This is a genomic window from Glycomyces sp. YM15, assembly GCF_016918015.1.
Taxonomy (GTDB): domain Bacteria; phylum Actinomycetota; class Actinomycetes; order Mycobacteriales; family Micromonosporaceae; genus Glycomyces.
This window is the reverse complement of sequence record NZ_JAERMK010000023.1, coordinates 68,571-82,128: the sequence shown is the minus strand read 5'-3', so window position 1 is coordinate 82,128 and position 13,558 is coordinate 68,571. Positions and strand designations below refer to the sequence as shown.

Annotated in this window: 18 protein-coding genes; 6 read left to right on the top strand and 12 right to left on the bottom strand. The window is 66.7% G+C overall.

Features of this window, described 5'->3' with window-relative positions:
- Window positions 1-197: 197 nt before the first annotated feature.
- The 4 genes from JHY01_RS21875 to JHY01_RS21860 form a co-directional block, all read right to left on the bottom strand.
- Entirely contained in the window at window positions 198-656 is a 459-nt protein-coding gene (locus tag JHY01_RS21875) for a hypothetical protein (RefSeq protein ID WP_205327822.1), read from the bottom strand.
- A complete protein-coding gene (locus JHY01_RS21870; RefSeq protein ID WP_205327821.1) occupies window positions 656-1,438 on the bottom strand; it encodes a hypothetical protein in 783 nt (260 codons plus the stop codon). The genes JHY01_RS21875 and JHY01_RS21870 overlap by 1 nt, the downstream gene beginning before the upstream one ends.
- Window positions 1,439-1,588: 150 nt before the next feature.
- Window positions 1,589-1,924: a hypothetical protein gene (locus JHY01_RS21865; protein ID WP_205327820.1), complete on the bottom strand. Its 336-nt coding sequence runs from the start codon at window positions 1,922-1,924 to the stop codon at window positions 1,589-1,591.
- Entirely contained in the window at window positions 1,917-2,234 is a 318-nt protein-coding gene (locus JHY01_RS21860) for a hypothetical protein (protein WP_205327819.1), read from the bottom strand. The genes JHY01_RS21865 and JHY01_RS21860 overlap by 8 nt, the downstream gene beginning before the upstream one ends.
- 283 nt (window positions 2,235-2,517) lie before the next feature.
- On the opposite strand from JHY01_RS21860, the gene JHY01_RS27890 reads away from it, so the two are divergent.
- Together JHY01_RS27890 and JHY01_RS21850 are read left to right on the top strand one after the other, a co-directional pair.
- Window positions 2,518-3,327: a Scr1 family TA system antitoxin-like transcriptional regulator gene (locus tag JHY01_RS27890; RefSeq protein ID WP_205327818.1), complete on the top strand. Its 810-nt coding sequence runs from the start codon at window positions 2,518-2,520 to the stop codon at window positions 3,325-3,327.
- The gene (locus JHY01_RS21850) at window positions 3,320-3,571 is read left to right on the top strand and encodes a DUF397 domain-containing protein (protein ID WP_205327817.1); all 252 of its coding nucleotides are present in this window, start codon (window positions 3,320-3,322) and stop codon (window positions 3,569-3,571) included. The genes JHY01_RS27890 and JHY01_RS21850 overlap by 8 nt, the downstream gene beginning before the upstream one ends.
- A gap of 69 nt (window positions 3,572-3,640) precedes the next feature.
- On the opposite strand, the gene JHY01_RS21845 is transcribed toward JHY01_RS21850, so the two are convergent.
- Window positions 3,641-4,249, bottom strand: coding sequence for a TetR/AcrR family transcriptional regulator C-terminal ligand-binding domain-containing protein (locus JHY01_RS21845; RefSeq protein WP_307814525.1), 609 nt, complete (start codon window positions 4,247-4,249; stop codon window positions 3,641-3,643).
- 63 nt (window positions 4,250-4,312) lie between these two features.
- Between JHY01_RS21845 and JHY01_RS21840 the strand changes: the two genes are divergently transcribed.
- Complete coding sequence (locus tag JHY01_RS21840; RefSeq protein ID WP_205327815.1) at window positions 4,313-5,488, top strand: DUF418 domain-containing protein; 1,176 nt, start codon at window positions 4,313-4,315, stop codon at window positions 5,486-5,488.
- Window positions 5,489-5,733: 245 nt separating this feature from the next.
- Here the strand turns inward: JHY01_RS21840 and JHY01_RS21835 are convergent, their stop codons facing one another.
- Window positions 5,734-6,174, bottom strand: a complete 441-nt coding sequence (locus JHY01_RS21835; protein ID WP_205327814.1) for a VOC family protein — start codon at window positions 6,172-6,174, stop codon at window positions 5,734-5,736.
- A gap of 162 nt (window positions 6,175-6,336) precedes the next feature.
- On the opposite strand from JHY01_RS21835, the gene JHY01_RS21830 reads away from it, so the two are divergent.
- On the top strand, window positions 6,337-7,086 hold the full coding sequence (locus tag JHY01_RS21830; protein WP_205327813.1) for a GNAT family N-acetyltransferase: 750 nt from the start codon (window positions 6,337-6,339) through the stop codon (window positions 7,084-7,086).
- A gap of 35 nt (window positions 7,087-7,121) precedes the next feature.
- On the opposite strand, the gene JHY01_RS21825 is transcribed toward JHY01_RS21830, so the two are convergent.
- From JHY01_RS21825 to JHY01_RS21800, 6 genes are all read right to left on the bottom strand, one after another.
- Window positions 7,122-7,337: a DUF4287 domain-containing protein gene (locus tag JHY01_RS21825; protein WP_205327812.1), complete on the bottom strand. Its 216-nt coding sequence runs from the start codon at window positions 7,335-7,337 to the stop codon at window positions 7,122-7,124.
- A 179-nt stretch (window positions 7,338-7,516) separates the two neighbouring features.
- Window positions 7,517-8,302: an ABC transporter permease gene (locus JHY01_RS21820; protein WP_205327811.1), complete on the bottom strand. Its 786-nt coding sequence runs from the start codon at window positions 8,300-8,302 to the stop codon at window positions 7,517-7,519.
- Window positions 8,303-8,343: 41 nt separating this feature from the next.
- Entirely contained in the window at window positions 8,344-9,306 is a 963-nt protein-coding gene (locus JHY01_RS21815; RefSeq protein WP_205327810.1) for an ATP-binding cassette domain-containing protein, read from the bottom strand.
- A 369-nt stretch (window positions 9,307-9,675) separates the two neighbouring features.
- Complete coding sequence (locus JHY01_RS21810; RefSeq protein WP_205327809.1) at window positions 9,676-10,194, bottom strand: EXLDI protein; 519 nt, start codon at window positions 10,192-10,194, stop codon at window positions 9,676-9,678.
- A 163-nt stretch (window positions 10,195-10,357) separates the two neighbouring features.
- The gene (locus JHY01_RS21805; RefSeq protein WP_205327808.1) at window positions 10,358-11,134 is read right to left on the bottom strand and encodes a sporulation protein; all 777 of its coding nucleotides are present in this window, start codon (window positions 11,132-11,134) and stop codon (window positions 10,358-10,360) included.
- 99 nt (window positions 11,135-11,233) lie between these two features.
- Window positions 11,234-12,529: a nicotinate phosphoribosyltransferase gene (locus JHY01_RS21800; RefSeq protein WP_205327807.1), complete on the bottom strand. Its 1,296-nt coding sequence runs from the start codon at window positions 12,527-12,529 to the stop codon at window positions 11,234-11,236.
- Window positions 12,530-12,685: 156 nt separating this feature from the next.
- On the opposite strand from JHY01_RS21800, the gene JHY01_RS21795 reads away from it, so the two are divergent.
- Window positions 12,686-13,168, top strand: coding sequence for a M67 family metallopeptidase (locus JHY01_RS21795; RefSeq protein WP_307814524.1), 483 nt, complete (start codon window positions 12,686-12,688; stop codon window positions 13,166-13,168).
- A gap of 102 nt (window positions 13,169-13,270) precedes the next feature.
- Complete coding sequence (locus JHY01_RS21790) at window positions 13,271-13,549, top strand: MoaD/ThiS family protein (RefSeq protein ID WP_205327806.1); 279 nt, start codon at window positions 13,271-13,273, stop codon at window positions 13,547-13,549.
- Window positions 13,550-13,558 lie beyond the last annotated feature (9 nt).

Sequence of the window (13,558 nt, the reverse complement as noted above, 5' to 3'; positions counted from 1 at the left end):
GCAGGAAAGCATGCCGCTCCGCGGTCAGCTTCCTCGGGCCCTGAGCTTTGGTCCGGTTCTGACGGATCTGGAAGTCCATCGCAATCCCTTGTAGATCAAGGTGTTGCAACGACTCCTAGAACCCAAGCCTACCGGGGGCCCAGCCGTCGGTCTCGATCGCCGAGCGCCGCCGTCGTTCCGCGCCAAGGCGACCCGACTCAGAGCGCTTCGGGAACGCGCGGCAGTTCAGGAGCGCCGCTTATGGGTTCCACCGCGCCGAGGATCGTGATCGCGCCGTCGTCGAGGCGGTCGCTGTCGAGTACGACTTCGCCGTGGCTCCCGTCGGCGGCGACCAGCGTCCAGCGGAAGTCCTCGGCCGACTCCGGTCCGAATACCGCTCGGCGCTTCACTCGCGTGGCGAGCTCGACGGCCACCGCGAGGAGCTCGGGCTCGCCCGCGTGCTCGGCGAACCTTTCGAACCCGACGAACTCCGCGTACGCCCCCGGCCCTGATCCGACGGCGACCTGCGCAATGACCGGATCGACCGCGGGCGCGGCGAAGTCGCTCCCGTTCCAGATCTCGATCTGCCCGGGAGGAATCGCGAAGGCCTCGGCGGCTGCGGCTGCGAGGTCTGCCAGATCCACCGGTTCGATGAACACGATCGTGTAGTCGCGCATCAGGCCCGCTCCTGTCCCTGATTGAACACGTTTCGTGCAGTTTCCCATGTTTTGTCCGTCATGTGGCGGCTGAATCGCGCGATCTGCGGGTCGCGTTCGGCCTTGGCCCGGCTCCCGCCATGGGCAAGCAGGCCCTTGAGTGCGGTGTACTCCAGCTTGTCGAGCTCGACGAACCCTTTGCCGCGCACGGGATAGACGCTGCCGGTCGGCGTCTCCACGCCGTAAACGCGGTCGTTGACCTCGTAGAGGTTGTCGCGGAGGTAGTTCGCGTGCCCGGTCTTGATCGCCGCGATATCAGCTTCGGTGTCGACTCCGGGCAGTACGAGCGTGTTCTTCTCCTTGGCCGGGCTCTTCATGCGGATCTTCTCGAAGAAATGCCGCTTCCCGATGCCAGTGGGCGGTGTTGAGGCGACAGGGCCTTTGAGCGGCAGCGGTTCTTGCGCGCCGATGGCGCTTGCCGTCGATGCGGATCTCGGTGTGCGGCCCCGATTCGACTTTCCCGAGCCGCTGCGAATGGCGGTCGCAAGTAAACCCTTGAGCGCTTCGACTTGCTGGCGAAGGGAATCGAGCGCATCGGCCAATGCAGTGGCGTGGCCCGCGAGTTCCTCGGCCCGGTCGCCGGCGGCTTGGGTGCGCTGCGCGCTGGCCTCCACACCGATGGCGTCGAGTCGCGCGGCCAACGAGTCGATGAGAACTTTGGAGGAGGCGATGCTTCCGGCGAGTTCGCGCGCGCTTTCGGCGTTCGTGGCGACGGACCCTGAAGCTTCTTCGATACTCGACACCGGAGCTCCTTCCGGGAGGGGGTCTAGTCAGAATAAATGCGCGAGAGTGTGATCACAACCACGCGTGTCGCTGCAGGGCAAAAAAATTTGGAGAATGGGGCCGGTCGACCCCCACCTAGGTCGACCGGCCCTGCCGGGAGAGTCAAGTCTTCAGTCGTCCTGCGGCGTAGCGATAAGCGCACGAATCTGCTTCAGCAGCCACGAGCACCACGGATCGTTCTTCCACGCGCCGTTCCAGAAAGGCTCGTCCATCGCATCGGCCTCGATTCGGCACACCTCATGCGGGCCGACGCCGTCCTCGCAGTCGAGCAGGTAGTACGCCGGCGTGTTCGGGTAGCGCGACTGGTCCGGCGGGATCGCATACAGCGAGAACACCGCCGGTCCGCGCCGGAAGCAGCCGAGATGGCCGTCGATCCCCGGCTCGCCATCGGAACGGAGGTTGCAGCGCCCCTCCGGGTCCTTCGCGGGGGAGGAGGTTCTAGCCATCGCAGAACCTCACGCTCCCAGGCTGTTTCGAGGCCGGTTCGACCCGGACGCCGGAGAAGACCCGGAAGGCCGTGTCCTCCGCCCAGGCCTTCCACTCGGGCGTATAGGCCCGCCAGCCGTCGCCCCAAGTCGCATGCCGGTGCCCGGAGATCAGGCCGGAGACGATCAGCACGAGGTCTGCATGGTTGTTGGACACATAGACCTGGAACGAGTCGGGCGCGTCGGCGCTCGACGCCCGGACGCTGAAATCGGTGTAGCCATCGGTGAATCGTCCACGCAGCAGCGGATCGGAAGGTTCAGCGGTCTTCATACGCACTCCACTTCAGACGATGTCGGGAATCCGACTGACCGGACTTTCGTCCGGCCCTGTCTTCTCCAACCTACGGAGGCCACAAGCTTCTGAACAGGCGTTTCCTGTCGTGAGTCGAGAGAGCCTTGCTCCCAACCCCTAGTAATGAGGGTCTGTTTTGTAGGGATGGATTTATATGGCGTGCTTTATAAGTGCTGTTCGCGACAGGTTCGTATCGTGTGGCAACGCAGTGTCATCATTAGAGGCCAGCACTGAATTCCGCTGAGGCAGGAGGCAACCCACCGTGCCGTCATCGAAGCTCGCAAAGTGGCTCCCGGGCAGGGAAATCCGAATCCGGCGACTCGAAAGGAAGCTCAGCCAGGCCGCCGTCGGAAGGTTCGTCAAGCGCAGTGACCAGACCGTCTCCAAGTGGGAACACGGTGAGAAGTGTCCTGATGTCGGCCAGATGTGGCCTCTCGCCGCCAAGCTCGGCATGGACGATGAGCTGCGCGCGTACATGATCCAGATCGCCGAGAACGAGCACGAGCAGAACTTTCGCTCCGACCGTCGATTCAATGCGCTGTGTTTGAGCATGGCCGAGCGGTCGAACGGTCAGATCCACAAGTGGGAGCCGATCTTCGTTCCCGGCATCGCCCAAACGCGCGATTACCACTTCAACCTGCTGCCACGTTCGCAGCCGTACACCGCCGAACAGCTCAATCGAGGATGGGCGTTCAAGAAGGAACGCCAAGCGGCTCTGCTCAACCGGACCGACGATCCGACCATGCGGTTGATCATCGGTGCGCAGGCTCTCCTTGACCTCGACCTCCTCAGCGAGAAGGCACGCCGCGACCAGATCGACAGGTTGCTCGAACTCAACGCATGCCGGAACTGGGAGATCCGGATCCTCCGAGGTCCGCACCCCGAAGGCGCGAGCGCATTCGATATCTACAAGCCCGCTGGCGCTGAGTTCGGGAGCCCGCCCTTCGTCTATACGGAGCTCTTCGACGACAGCTGGTGCATCGAGGAGACGGACAGGATCGAGCGATACGATGGACTTTGGCAGCTCCTCTGGGGCAAATCGATACCATTGAGGGAGTTTCTGAATGAGTGAAGTGACTGCCTGGCGCAAGAGTAGTCGCAGCGGTGGCGACAACAACTCAAACTGCGTGGAACTTCGCCGGGCGTGGCGCAAAAGCTCCCGCAGCGGTGGCGACAACAACTCCGAGTGTGTCGAACTGGCCGCCTGCCCTGAAGGTGACGGCTTCCACGTCCGCGACTCCAAGCTCGGCGACGCTTCCCCGGTCTTCGACCTCACGGCGGCCGACCTGACGAGCCTCCTGGGCCACACCCGCTGAGCGACAACCCAAGATCTTGAAAAGCCCGTGGGGCGAGTCCGATGAACGGGCTCGCCCCACGGGCTTCGGTCACCTGAGTCCGATGGCGGGCAGGATGGCCTGGTCGACGATCGCGGCGAGGTAGTCGTCGCCGGGGTCTTCGCCGGTGTCGATCATCCGCTTGGTGACCATCGCTTCCCCGATGTCGACTACGACCGGAGTGAGCAGGGCCGGGTCGAAGTCGCCGTGTTCGGCGTAGTGGCGCAGCACGGTCTGGGTGAACGTCCCGCCCTTCTCGGCGAAGACCCGCTCGTACAGCGCCTCCATGACGACCGGATCGCGGCGCGGGTCGGCGACGATGGTCAGCACCGCGCGACCGGCGGGACTGAGCGCCCAGTCGACCATCATGCGAAGCGCGGCAATGAGATCACCGCGCAGATCATCGGCGCCGGGGGCCGGCTCTTCCACCGGATGCAGCTCATGAAGCGCATCGAGCAGCAGCTCGACCGGATCTGACCAGCGCCGGTAGAGCGTGGTCCGGGGGGTGCGGGCGCGCTTGGCGATGCCGTCCATGGTCAACCTCCCGACCCCCGCGGTTGCCGCCTCTTCGACGGCCGCAGCGTAGATGGCATCGAGCAGATCCTTGCCCCTGCGTCGCGTCTGACCTTCGGCTTCGCTCAAAGTGCACCCCCGATCCACTTGGATGCACGACTGTATCTTATCTTCTTTAGATACAGATCTGTATCTAAAATTGGAGTCGTCATGACACTTTCCCCACCCGTCGACGTCCGATCGGCGACCCCCGTCGGGCAGCGATCGCTCGCCCCTGACCTCGCACGCGGCGCCATGCTGCTGCTCATCGCACTCGCCCACGCCCACATGTTCATCTGTCATGAGCAGACCGGCTTCCGCGGCTACGCCGTCGACGCCGAACCGTTCGAACGCCTCCTCACCGGTGCCCAGGTGCTCCTCATCGACGGCCGCGCCCTGCCGATGTTCGCCGCACTGTTCGGCTACGGACTCGCCCGCCTCGCCGACCGCCAGGCCCGCACTGGGGCCGCATGGCCCGAGACCCGCCGGATCGTGCGCAGGCGCAGCGCCTGGCTGCTGGCCTTCGGCTTCGCGCACGCTCTACTGCTGTTCTTCGGTGACATCCTCGCCGCTTACGGCCTTGTAGGCCTGGTCTTCACCGGCCTGCTCGTCGCCCGCGACCGCACGCTCTTCAAGGTCGCGGCGCTGGTGTCGCTCGCCCACATCGGCGTGCTCGTCCTCCTCGGCCTCTCGGCCGAAGCCGCCGACCACCGCACCGAACAGCCGACCACCATCGCCGACCCCCTTGTCGCCCTGGCGATGCGACTGATGACCTGGTCGGCGCTCACCCCGACCTTCTATCTCGTCAGCATCCTGCCCGCCTTCGTCCTCGGCATCTGGGCCGCGCGCCGCCGAGTGCTCGACGAACCCGGTCGCCACCGCCGACTGCTCACCCGAACCGCCTTGTGGGGCATCGTCATCAGCCTCGTCGGCGGCGCGCCGCTGATGCTCGCTGAAACACGGCTCTGGGAGCCGGAGACCGCGGCGGCCGTCTCGGCATACGCGCTCCACAGCGTGACCGGCCTCGCCGCCGGTCTCGGCTACGCCGCCCTCATCGCCCTGATCGCCGCCCGCCAGGCGGACCGCACGCCCGGGCCTCTCACTCGGGCCCTCGCCGCCTGCGGCGCGCGCTCGCTGACCTGCTATCTGCTCCAGTCGGTCGCGTTCGTGGCCATCTTCTCGCCGTGGGCGGCGGGACTGGGCACCCAGCTGTCCGATGCGGCCGCGTCCGGTATCGCCGTCGCCGTGTGGGCCGCCACGGTCGCGATCGCGGCAGCCATGGCGCGCACCGGAACTCGCGGCCCATGCGAAACGCTCTTGCGCCGCCTCACATACCCCCGGACCTGAACCGGGAGCGCGGGCCGTCGAACGGATCATCGTCCGGCTCGGCGGCTACCACCGCCTGCTTGCGATACGAGCCAGGCCAGGGCAGCTCGGTACAGTCGGGGGATGCGGTGGCTGGAGGGCTTTCAGCCATTTGGACGGCGTACGCCTCGACTTCGAGGACGGACGATTCGCCGTGTCCGTCTGCACCGCGCTGCGGGCCTTAGAGTCCCGAGTGGACAGCGCCTGATGGAATCCTTGGCGGCCCCTCAGCCGAGCTGCTCGGCGAGGCCGACGACGATGCCTTCGGGGCCGCGGACGTAGCAGAGTAGGAAGAGGTCCTCGTATCGCACGATCTCGCCGACCAGCTCGGCGCCCCGGGCCTGCAGGCGGGCCACGACGTCGTTGATGTCGTCGACGGCGAACATGACCCGGCGAATGCCGAGCGTGTTCGAGGGCGCGTTCACCGGCTCCGGACGGACCGCCGTCGGCTCGTGGAACTTCGCCAGCTCGATCCGCCCCGGGGCGCCGGGAATTCGCAGCATGGCGATGTCCTGTCTGACGTTCTCCAGCCCGATCACCCGCTCGGCGAAGTCACCTTCAACCGGTCCTTTGCCCTCCAGCTCCATGCCTATTTCGACGAAGAACTCGATGACCGCGTCAAGGTCTTCCACCACGATGAGAACGTTGTCCATTCGTTGAATCGCCATGCCCCGAAGCCTAGCGACCGGCAACTCGCCCGTGGAGGGCGCGAACCGAAGCAGGACCGCTCGGAAACCGCCATGCGGTGCTGAGAACGAACTCGCGCAGCCGCTGCATGCGCGGGACCCTGAGTTGAAAAACTCGCTTTGGCCGAGTGGGAAGATCGGCCCATGGCCGACGATTCGCTGATGACGCAAGCCCGGTCGCTCTGGCAGACGCTCGCCGCTGCACCCGTGACGTTCCCATCGGGCACCGGCGCGCATGTGGTCGCCTCTGCTGAATCGCAGATGTGTCCGCCTTCGTGGGTCGGAATCGTGGTGTTGGGCGATTCGGCGATCGCAACCGTGCCGACCGAAGCCGCGGTCGGGCCCGTGGAACACGTGCTCAGCCGACTCGCTACCGAGTCGATCACGCGGCCCGAGGTCCTAGGGTCGGCGTTGCCGGTCAGAGCAATGCTCGGCCCGGCAACACTGGCGTACGTATCGCGGGACTCTTTTGTTCCGTCTCCGTCTGAGTCCGCTGTCGAGCGGCTTCATCCCGACCACTCGGATCTTCTCGCTCTTGTGAAGTCAGTCGGCGCAGAAGACGCGGATGAGAGCGGGATCGGCGAGATCACCTCGCCGGCGTTCGTCGTGAGGGAGCGGGGGACGGTCGTGGCGGCGGCGGGGTATCGGTGGTGGCCCGCTGCGACGGCGCACCTGTGCGTGCTGACCTCCGAGAACGCGCGCGGCCGCGGGTTGGCGAGGCTGGTCGCCGCCTCCGCAGTGGACCACGCGCTCGCCGCTGGCCTCCTGCCGCAGTGGAGGGCGATGCCGGTGGCTTCTCGCCGGGTCGCGCGAGCACTCGGCTTCCGGGAAATGGGTGTCCAGTTGAGCGTCGACTTGGATTTCGCTCGACTCGAGCCGACCGACCCGACCTGATCGCCGCACAGTCTTGTCCCGCAACGATCCGTGCGCTACGCCGACCACTTGCCGGGGTTGCGGTGGTAGGTGACCAGGGCGTTCGCGTGTCCGTGGCCCATGCCGTGCTCGGTCTTGAGCCATTCGACGAGTGGCTTGTGGCCGTCGAGGTCGCTCGCGGCGAGGTCGGCGAGCCAGTCGGCGATCGGGCGGCCGTACGTCTTCTCGATGGAGGGGAAGTACGAGGCGGGGCCTTTGGGCTGGGCGGTCATGGCGGTTCCTCCTGTGGTCGGTGTCGTTCATGTAGACGACCGAGGCTCCCGGGATTCATCGCACGGTGTCGTTCGTCACGGGAACCCATAGGGCGGGCCGCGACTGGGGAGATTTACAGCTCGTAAACTCGCCGAGAAGGGCCCGCCCTACGGGGTGTTTCCTGGTTGGTATGCGGCGCTTAGCGCTTGTTGAACTTCTTCTTCGAGATCACGTAGCCCAGCAGCGCGAAGGCCAGCGACCAGGCGACCGTCAGGCCCAGGTCCACCCCGTCGACCGGGTTGCCGAACAGGAGCGCCCGGACGACCTCGATGAACGGGGTGAAGGGCTGGTACTCGGCGAAGTACTGGACCACGGTGGGCATCGAGTCGGTGGGTACGAAGGCCGAGCCGAAGAACGGCAGCAGCATCAGCGGCATCGGGGTGTTCGACGCCTCTTCGACGGTCTTGGCGGCCATGCCGAGTCCGACGGTGAGCCAGGTCAGGCCGAACGAGATCAGCAGCAGCACAGCGGCGAGGCCGATCCAGCCGACCGCGTCCGTCTCGGGGCGGAAGCCGATCGCGACGGCGACGCCGAGCGTGACGGCGATGCACAGGAACGACTGGATGACCGAGGCGATCACGTGTCCGGTGAGGACGGAGACCCGGGCGATCGACATGGTGCGGAAGCGGTCGATGATGCCTTCGGTCATGTCCATCGCGACGCTGATCGCGGTGCCCTGCACGGCGGCGACGATCGCCATCAGCAGCATGCCTGGCGTCAGGTAGGTCAGGTACGCCTCGCGGCCGCCCGTGGGACCGCCGAGGCCGTCGCCGATCGTCCCGCCGAAGACGTAGACGAACAGGAGAAGGAAGACCACCGGCATGCCGACGAGCATGAACGTCAGCGACGGGTAGCGGAGCATGTGCTTGAACTGGCGGCGCAGCATCGTGGAGGTGTCGGAAACGGTGTAGGCGAGGGTGCTCATCGGAGTTCTCCTTGTGGGCGTTGCGGAAGGATGCGGGCGGGTTACGCGGCGGCGGCCGCGGCTTCGAGGTTCGTGGTGTGGCCGGTGAGGGTCAGGAAGACGTCGTCGAGGTCCGGCGTGTGGACGGTGAGCTCGTCGACCTCGATGCCTTCGCGGTCGATCGTGTCGAGGATCCTGCGCAGCGACTCGATCGAGCCGTCCGACGCGACCTGGACGCCGAGCGGGTCCGTGTCGGAGACGGTGGCGGCGAGAACCTGCACGGTCTTCGCGACCTGGTCGCCGCGGTGGAGGCGGAGCTTGACGTGGCCGCCGGGGACGAGCCGCTTGAGCTCCTCGGGCGTGCCTTCGGCGACGATCCTGCCGCCGTCGAGGACCGCGATCTTGTCGGCCAGCTCGTCGGCCTCCTCCAGGTACTGCGTGGTGAGGAAGATCGTGGTGCCGCCCTTGACGAGCTCGCGGATGATCGACCACACGACGCGGCGTCCGGCCGGGTCGAGGCCGGTGGTCGGCTCGTCCAGGAAGATCACCTTCGGGTCGCCCATGAGGCACATCGCGATGTCGAGGCGGCGCTTCATGCCGCCGGAGTAGGTGGCCGGGGCGCGCTTGGCGGCGTCCATCAGGTCGAACCGCTCCAGCAGGTCCTCGGTGCGGCGCTTGGTCTCCGCCTTCCCCAGGTGGTGCAGGCGGCCCATGAGGTGCAGGTTCTCGCGGCCGGTGAGCAGGCCGTCGACGGCCGCGAACTGGCCGGTGACGCCGATGCTCTTGCGCACCGCGTCGGCGTCGCCGACGACGTGGTTCCCGTGGATGAACGCGTCGCCGCCGCTGGCGGGGATCAGGGTCGTGAGGATGTTGACGGTGGTGGTCTTGCCGGCGCCGTTGGGGCCGAGCAGGGAGAAGATGGTGCCTTCGGGGACGGCGATGTCGATGCCGCCGAGCACGGACTTCTCGGCGTAGGACTTGGTGAGGTTCCTGGCTTCGATGGCGATGGGCTTCTGGGTGTTCATCGTTCCTCGCTTCGGGTCTTGGTGGGCTGTGCCGGTTCCGGTTCGGTTTCCCTCGCCGGGCATGTGAGTACTTTGGCCGGGGCCGCTGACATGGCGCTGACATCGACCTGACGCGGTGCCAGGTCCGGTGAAAGCCGGTGCGGCGGTGGGTAGAGCGTGAGCACCATTCCAAGGTCGAACACGGTTTCACCTCGATGTCCAGGGTCGATGACAGTGCATTGTGGACTGTCAGTGGGCAGGCTCCGCCCCGGCGACTGCGCAGTGAAAAGAGTGCAGTGAAAGGAGCGCGGTGCAGAGGGTGCGGCCGACTACCGGGACGTGCCCGGGACCGCAGGCGATGCCGTCGAGTGCGCCTCCGGCACAGTGGGTCTAGATGTCGAGGTCCTGCACTGGCGGCGCTTCTGCCGTGGCGGCGACCATCTGGTACAGCTCGTCGGGGATCTTCGCCTTGAGCTCATCGAGCGTCTCGACCACTTCGAGCGTGGCGTCCCCGTAGTTCATGGCGTAGCTCTGCTCGCCGAATCCGAGGAGCTTGCGCCAGCCGGTCTCGTTCGTCTCGTGCACGAAGTCGGGCGTCTTCTCGATGTGGATCACGAACTTGCCCGACCGCGAGCGGTAGACCCGGTAGATCTCCGCCTTCTTCTCGTTCGAGCGGACCCATTCGCCGAGCTTGACGCCGGTGAAGCGCTGCCGCTGGCGCTTGCGTCCGGTGCCCGGGCCGACGGGGACGGTGATCTCCTCGTAGCCCTCCAGTCGACCCTCCTCGGCGTCGACGTAGCGCTTGAGCGCCGTCGAGATCGCCTTGGAGAGGTTGCCTCCCGCGAGTTCCTGCGCCCGCGTGTAGAGGGGCAGGTCCTTGTCGGCGACGTAGATCGTCTTGTTGGGCATGACGGCATCTTAACCTCCTTCCAGGGGTCGTTCTCGGTATACGTAGAGACTATACGTATACGTAGAACATGCGCAAGTCTGTGCCCGAGATTTTTCAGAGGGAACACCGAAGGGCGGCCCCGCGAGCACTCGCGGAACCGCCCTCCAAGGCGTCTAGCAGGTCTTATGCACCCTTCTGCGCCAGCAACTGCGTCAACTGGGCCTTCACGGTCTCGGTCACATCGCCCGGCTCGGCCGTCGGCAGTGAGAAGCGGATCGTCGAGTTCAGGTCCGGCGCCAGCAGCTCCGCCGAGTTGTCGGCCGCGAACACCACATCCGTGTTCGCCTCGCCGACGACGAAGGTCACTTCCAGCTCCTTGACCCGGCCGTGGAACTCGCCCTCGGTCGCCCAGAACTCGACCTCCTGGTAGAACGGCGTCGTCGCGCCCTGGATCGTGCCCAGCTCCAAGTCGGTCTCCTGGAACGCGAAGCCCAAGGCCTCCAGCGCCTCCCAGACCGCCTTGTGCACCGGCAGCGCCTCCACGGTCAGCCAGTCCAGGTCGCCCTTGTCCAGCGCCTGGTCCAAGGCCAGGTGCGTCGAGACGCCGAGCTTCATGCCGCCCACCAGCGGGCGCTGCTCGACGTAGTTGAACGGCGTCTCCCAAGGCACCTGCACCTCGAACGCGATCGGGTGGGCGGTGCCCTTCGCGAGGTCGAACTTGCCGGAGATCTCGGCCTTGAAGTAGTCGTGCACGACACCGGCCGCGTCCTCGCCCTTGCTGTCGTCCTCGACCAAGGCGGTGAACTCGATCTCGACGCCCTCCACAGCGGCGTCCACTTCGGCGCCGGAGATGCGCACCTCGCCCTTGAGGACACCGCCGGGGACGACGTGCTTCTCATGCAGGAGCGTGTCGACTTGGATGCCACTACCGAGAATGGCCTTGAGCTTGCTGAACACCATTGGGGCGGTTCCTTTCGGGGGAGGATCGCAGGTACTACGAAGGCACGGGGGTGGGAACGCGGACAGGGGCCATCGCATCGTATCCCGAAAGCCCTGCGCCTACGCGCCCCCGTGCAGCTGGACCACCGGGATGGCCGGATCGCCCGGGGAGAGTTTCAGCCCCTCCCAAGGGATCGAGATCAGGCGCTGACGCAGCAGCTCCCGCGACTCCTCCAGCGTCGGCTGCGGCACGAGCTCACCGCCCTGGAACAGCGGCACCTGCAGGCGCTTGTCGCCCGGCATCGACTCGGGCTCGCCCTGGGACACGACCACTTCCTCCGTCGCCGTGCCCGTCGGCTTGTGGCGGCGCACCGCGATCTTGCGGCCCCCGTGGGTGCCCTTGTGCTCCGAGCGCTTCGCGACCGGGCGGCCCTCCACTTCGACCAGTTTGTAGACCAGCTGCGCCGTCGGCGCGCCCGAACCCACCACGACCGCCGTACCCGCCCCGTAGATGTCCACAGGGGCCGCCGCCAGCGCCGCGATCGAGAACTCGTCGAGATCGCCGGAGACGACGATCTTCGTGTCGTGCGCCCCCAGCTCGTCGAGCAGCTCCCGCGCGCCCGTCGCCATCACGTCGAGGTCGCCCGAGTCGATGCGGATGGCGCGCAGGCGCGGCCCGGCCGCCGCGATCGCGTTGCGGATGCCCTGCGTGATGTCGTACGTGTCGACCAGCAGCGTCGTGTCGGTGCCGAACGCGTCGATCTGCGCCTGGAACGCCTCGATCTCGGACTTGTGCAGCAGCGTGAACGCGTGCGCGCTCGTACCGGAGGTCGGGACGCCGTAGCGGCGCCCCGCCTCGAGGTTCGAAGTGGCCACGAACCCGGCCAGATACGCGGCCCGGGACGCGGCGATCGCGGCGGCCTCATGCGTGCGGCGCGAGCCCATCTCCAGGATCGGGCGGCCGCGCGCGGCCGTGACCATGCGGGCGGCGGCGCCGGCGATCGCGCTGTCGTGGTTGAGGATCGAGAGGGTGAGCGTCTCCAGGAGCACGCATTCGGCGAAGGTCCCGGAGACGGTGACGATGGGGGAGCCCGGGAAGTAGAGCTCCCCTTCGGCGTACACGTCGATGTCGCCCTTGAAGCGGTAGTCGGCGAGCCATTCGGCCGTGGACTGCTTGATGACCCCGCGAGAAGTGAGGTCGTCGAGGTCGCTGTCCTCGAAGCGGAAGCGCTCGATGGCCTCGGAGAGGCGGCCGATCCCGGCGACGACGCCGTAGCGACGGCCGGTGGGCAGGCGGCGGCCGAAGACCTCGAAGACGCACTGCAGCTCCGCGGTGCCGTCGCGGAGGGCCGCTTCGAGCATCGTGTACTCGTAGTGGTCGGTGTACAGGGGCGTGCGCGGCAGCGTGACGGACATACCGGCGAGCCTAATGCACCCCGAGGACGGACGGACCCGTGCGCGAGCGGTGTTCACGCCCGTCCGTTTATTCCCTCCAGTCGCAGGTGGAGGGGCTTGTCTCACGCTCTGAGCGAGGGCTTCTGGGCTCCTCGCGCCGCGTGTACGCTTGCTTGCGTGTTGCGGATCGCGCATGAACTGGTCGAGGCGATGGTCGCGCACGCCCGGGCTGACCACCCCGACGAGGCGTGCGGCCTCATCGCGGGCCCCGAGGGCACGGGAGAGCCGAAGAGGCACATCCCGATGATCAACGCTGCCCGCTCCACCACCTTCTACGAGTTCGACTCGGAGGAGTGGAAGCAGGTCTACGACCAGATGTGGGACAACGACGAGGAAGTCGTCGTGGCCTACCACTCGCACACCCACACCGAGGCCTACCCTTCGCGCTCCGACGCGGGGATCGCCTCGCAGCTGGGTCTGCCGGGCGCGCACTACGTGCTGGTGACGACGAAGGACCCGGACGTGGCCGAGGTCCGGTCGTTCCGCATCGCCGACGAGGTGATCACCGAGGAGCCCATCGAGGTGACCGGTGCGCCGGAGGCGGTGCAGAGCTACAAGTTCGCGCACACTCCCGACTCGACGGTCTACGACTGTTCCTGAGCTCCAGCCGGGCCCGCCCGGCGTTCGTCATGCAGTACCCGCTGCGCGTCAGACACATCGACGGCCCCTGCCGGGCTGTTCCGAGAATCGAAGGAAATCCAAATGTCCGTTGAAGTCCGCGTCCCCACCATCCTCCGCACCCACACCGGCGGCCAGAAACTCGTCACGGGCGAGGGCGACACCCTCGCGAAGCTGTTCGACAGCCTCGACGCCCAGCACGCCGGCCTCAAGGGCCGCGTCGTGACCGACGAGGGCACCCTGCACCGCTTCGTGAACGTGTACATCAACGACGAAGACGTCCGCTTCATCGGCGGCCTCGACGCGGCGCTCGCCGACGGCGACCAGGTGACCATCCTCCCCGCCGTCGCGGGCGGCATGTAGTTCGGAGAA

Excerpts from the sequence above, each read along its gene's own strand:
- JHY01_RS21825 (WP_205327812.1), bottom strand. The coding sequence starts at position 7,337 with ATGACCGCCCAGCCCAAAGGCCCCGCCTCGTACTTCCCCTCCATCGAG.
- JHY01_RS21800 (WP_205327807.1), bottom strand. The coding sequence starts at position 12,529 with ATGTCCGTCACGCTGCCGCGCACGCCCCTGTACACCGACCACTACGAG.
- JHY01_RS21830 (WP_205327813.1), top strand. The coding sequence starts at position 6,337 with ATGGCCGACGATTCGCTGATGACGCAAGCCCGGTCGCTCTGGCAGACG.
- JHY01_RS21820 (WP_205327811.1), bottom strand. The coding sequence starts at position 8,302 with ATGAGCACCCTCGCCTACACCGTTTCCGACACCTCCACGATGCTGCGC.
- JHY01_RS21840 (WP_205327815.1), top strand. The coding sequence starts at position 4,313 with ATGACACTTTCCCCACCCGTCGACGTCCGATCGGCGACCCCCGTCGGG.
- JHY01_RS21850 (WP_205327817.1), top strand. The coding sequence starts at position 3,320 with ATGAGTGAAGTGACTGCCTGGCGCAAGAGTAGTCGCAGCGGTGGCGAC.
- JHY01_RS21835 (WP_205327814.1), bottom strand. The coding sequence starts at position 6,174 with ATGGCGATTCAACGAATGGACAACGTTCTCATCGTGGTGGAAGACCTT.
- JHY01_RS21790 (WP_205327806.1), top strand. The coding sequence starts at position 13,271 with ATGTCCGTTGAAGTCCGCGTCCCCACCATCCTCCGCACCCACACCGGC.
- JHY01_RS21815 (WP_205327810.1), bottom strand. The coding sequence starts at position 9,306 with ATGAACACCCAGAAGCCCATCGCCATCGAAGCCAGGAACCTCACCAAG.
- JHY01_RS21805 (WP_205327808.1), bottom strand. The coding sequence starts at position 11,134 with ATGGTGTTCAGCAAGCTCAAGGCCATTCTCGGTAGTGGCATCCAAGTC.
- JHY01_RS21810 (WP_205327809.1), bottom strand. The coding sequence starts at position 10,194 with ATGCCCAACAAGACGATCTACGTCGCCGACAAGGACCTGCCCCTCTAC.
- JHY01_RS21875 (WP_205327822.1), bottom strand. The coding sequence starts at position 656 with ATGCGCGACTACACGATCGTGTTCATCGAACCGGTGGATCTGGCAGAC.
- JHY01_RS21860 (WP_205327819.1), bottom strand. The coding sequence starts at position 2,234 with ATGAAGACCGCTGAACCTTCCGATCCGCTGCTGCGTGGACGATTCACC.
- JHY01_RS21865 (WP_205327820.1), bottom strand. The coding sequence starts at position 1,924 with ATGGCTAGAACCTCCTCCCCCGCGAAGGACCCGGAGGGGCGCTGCAAC.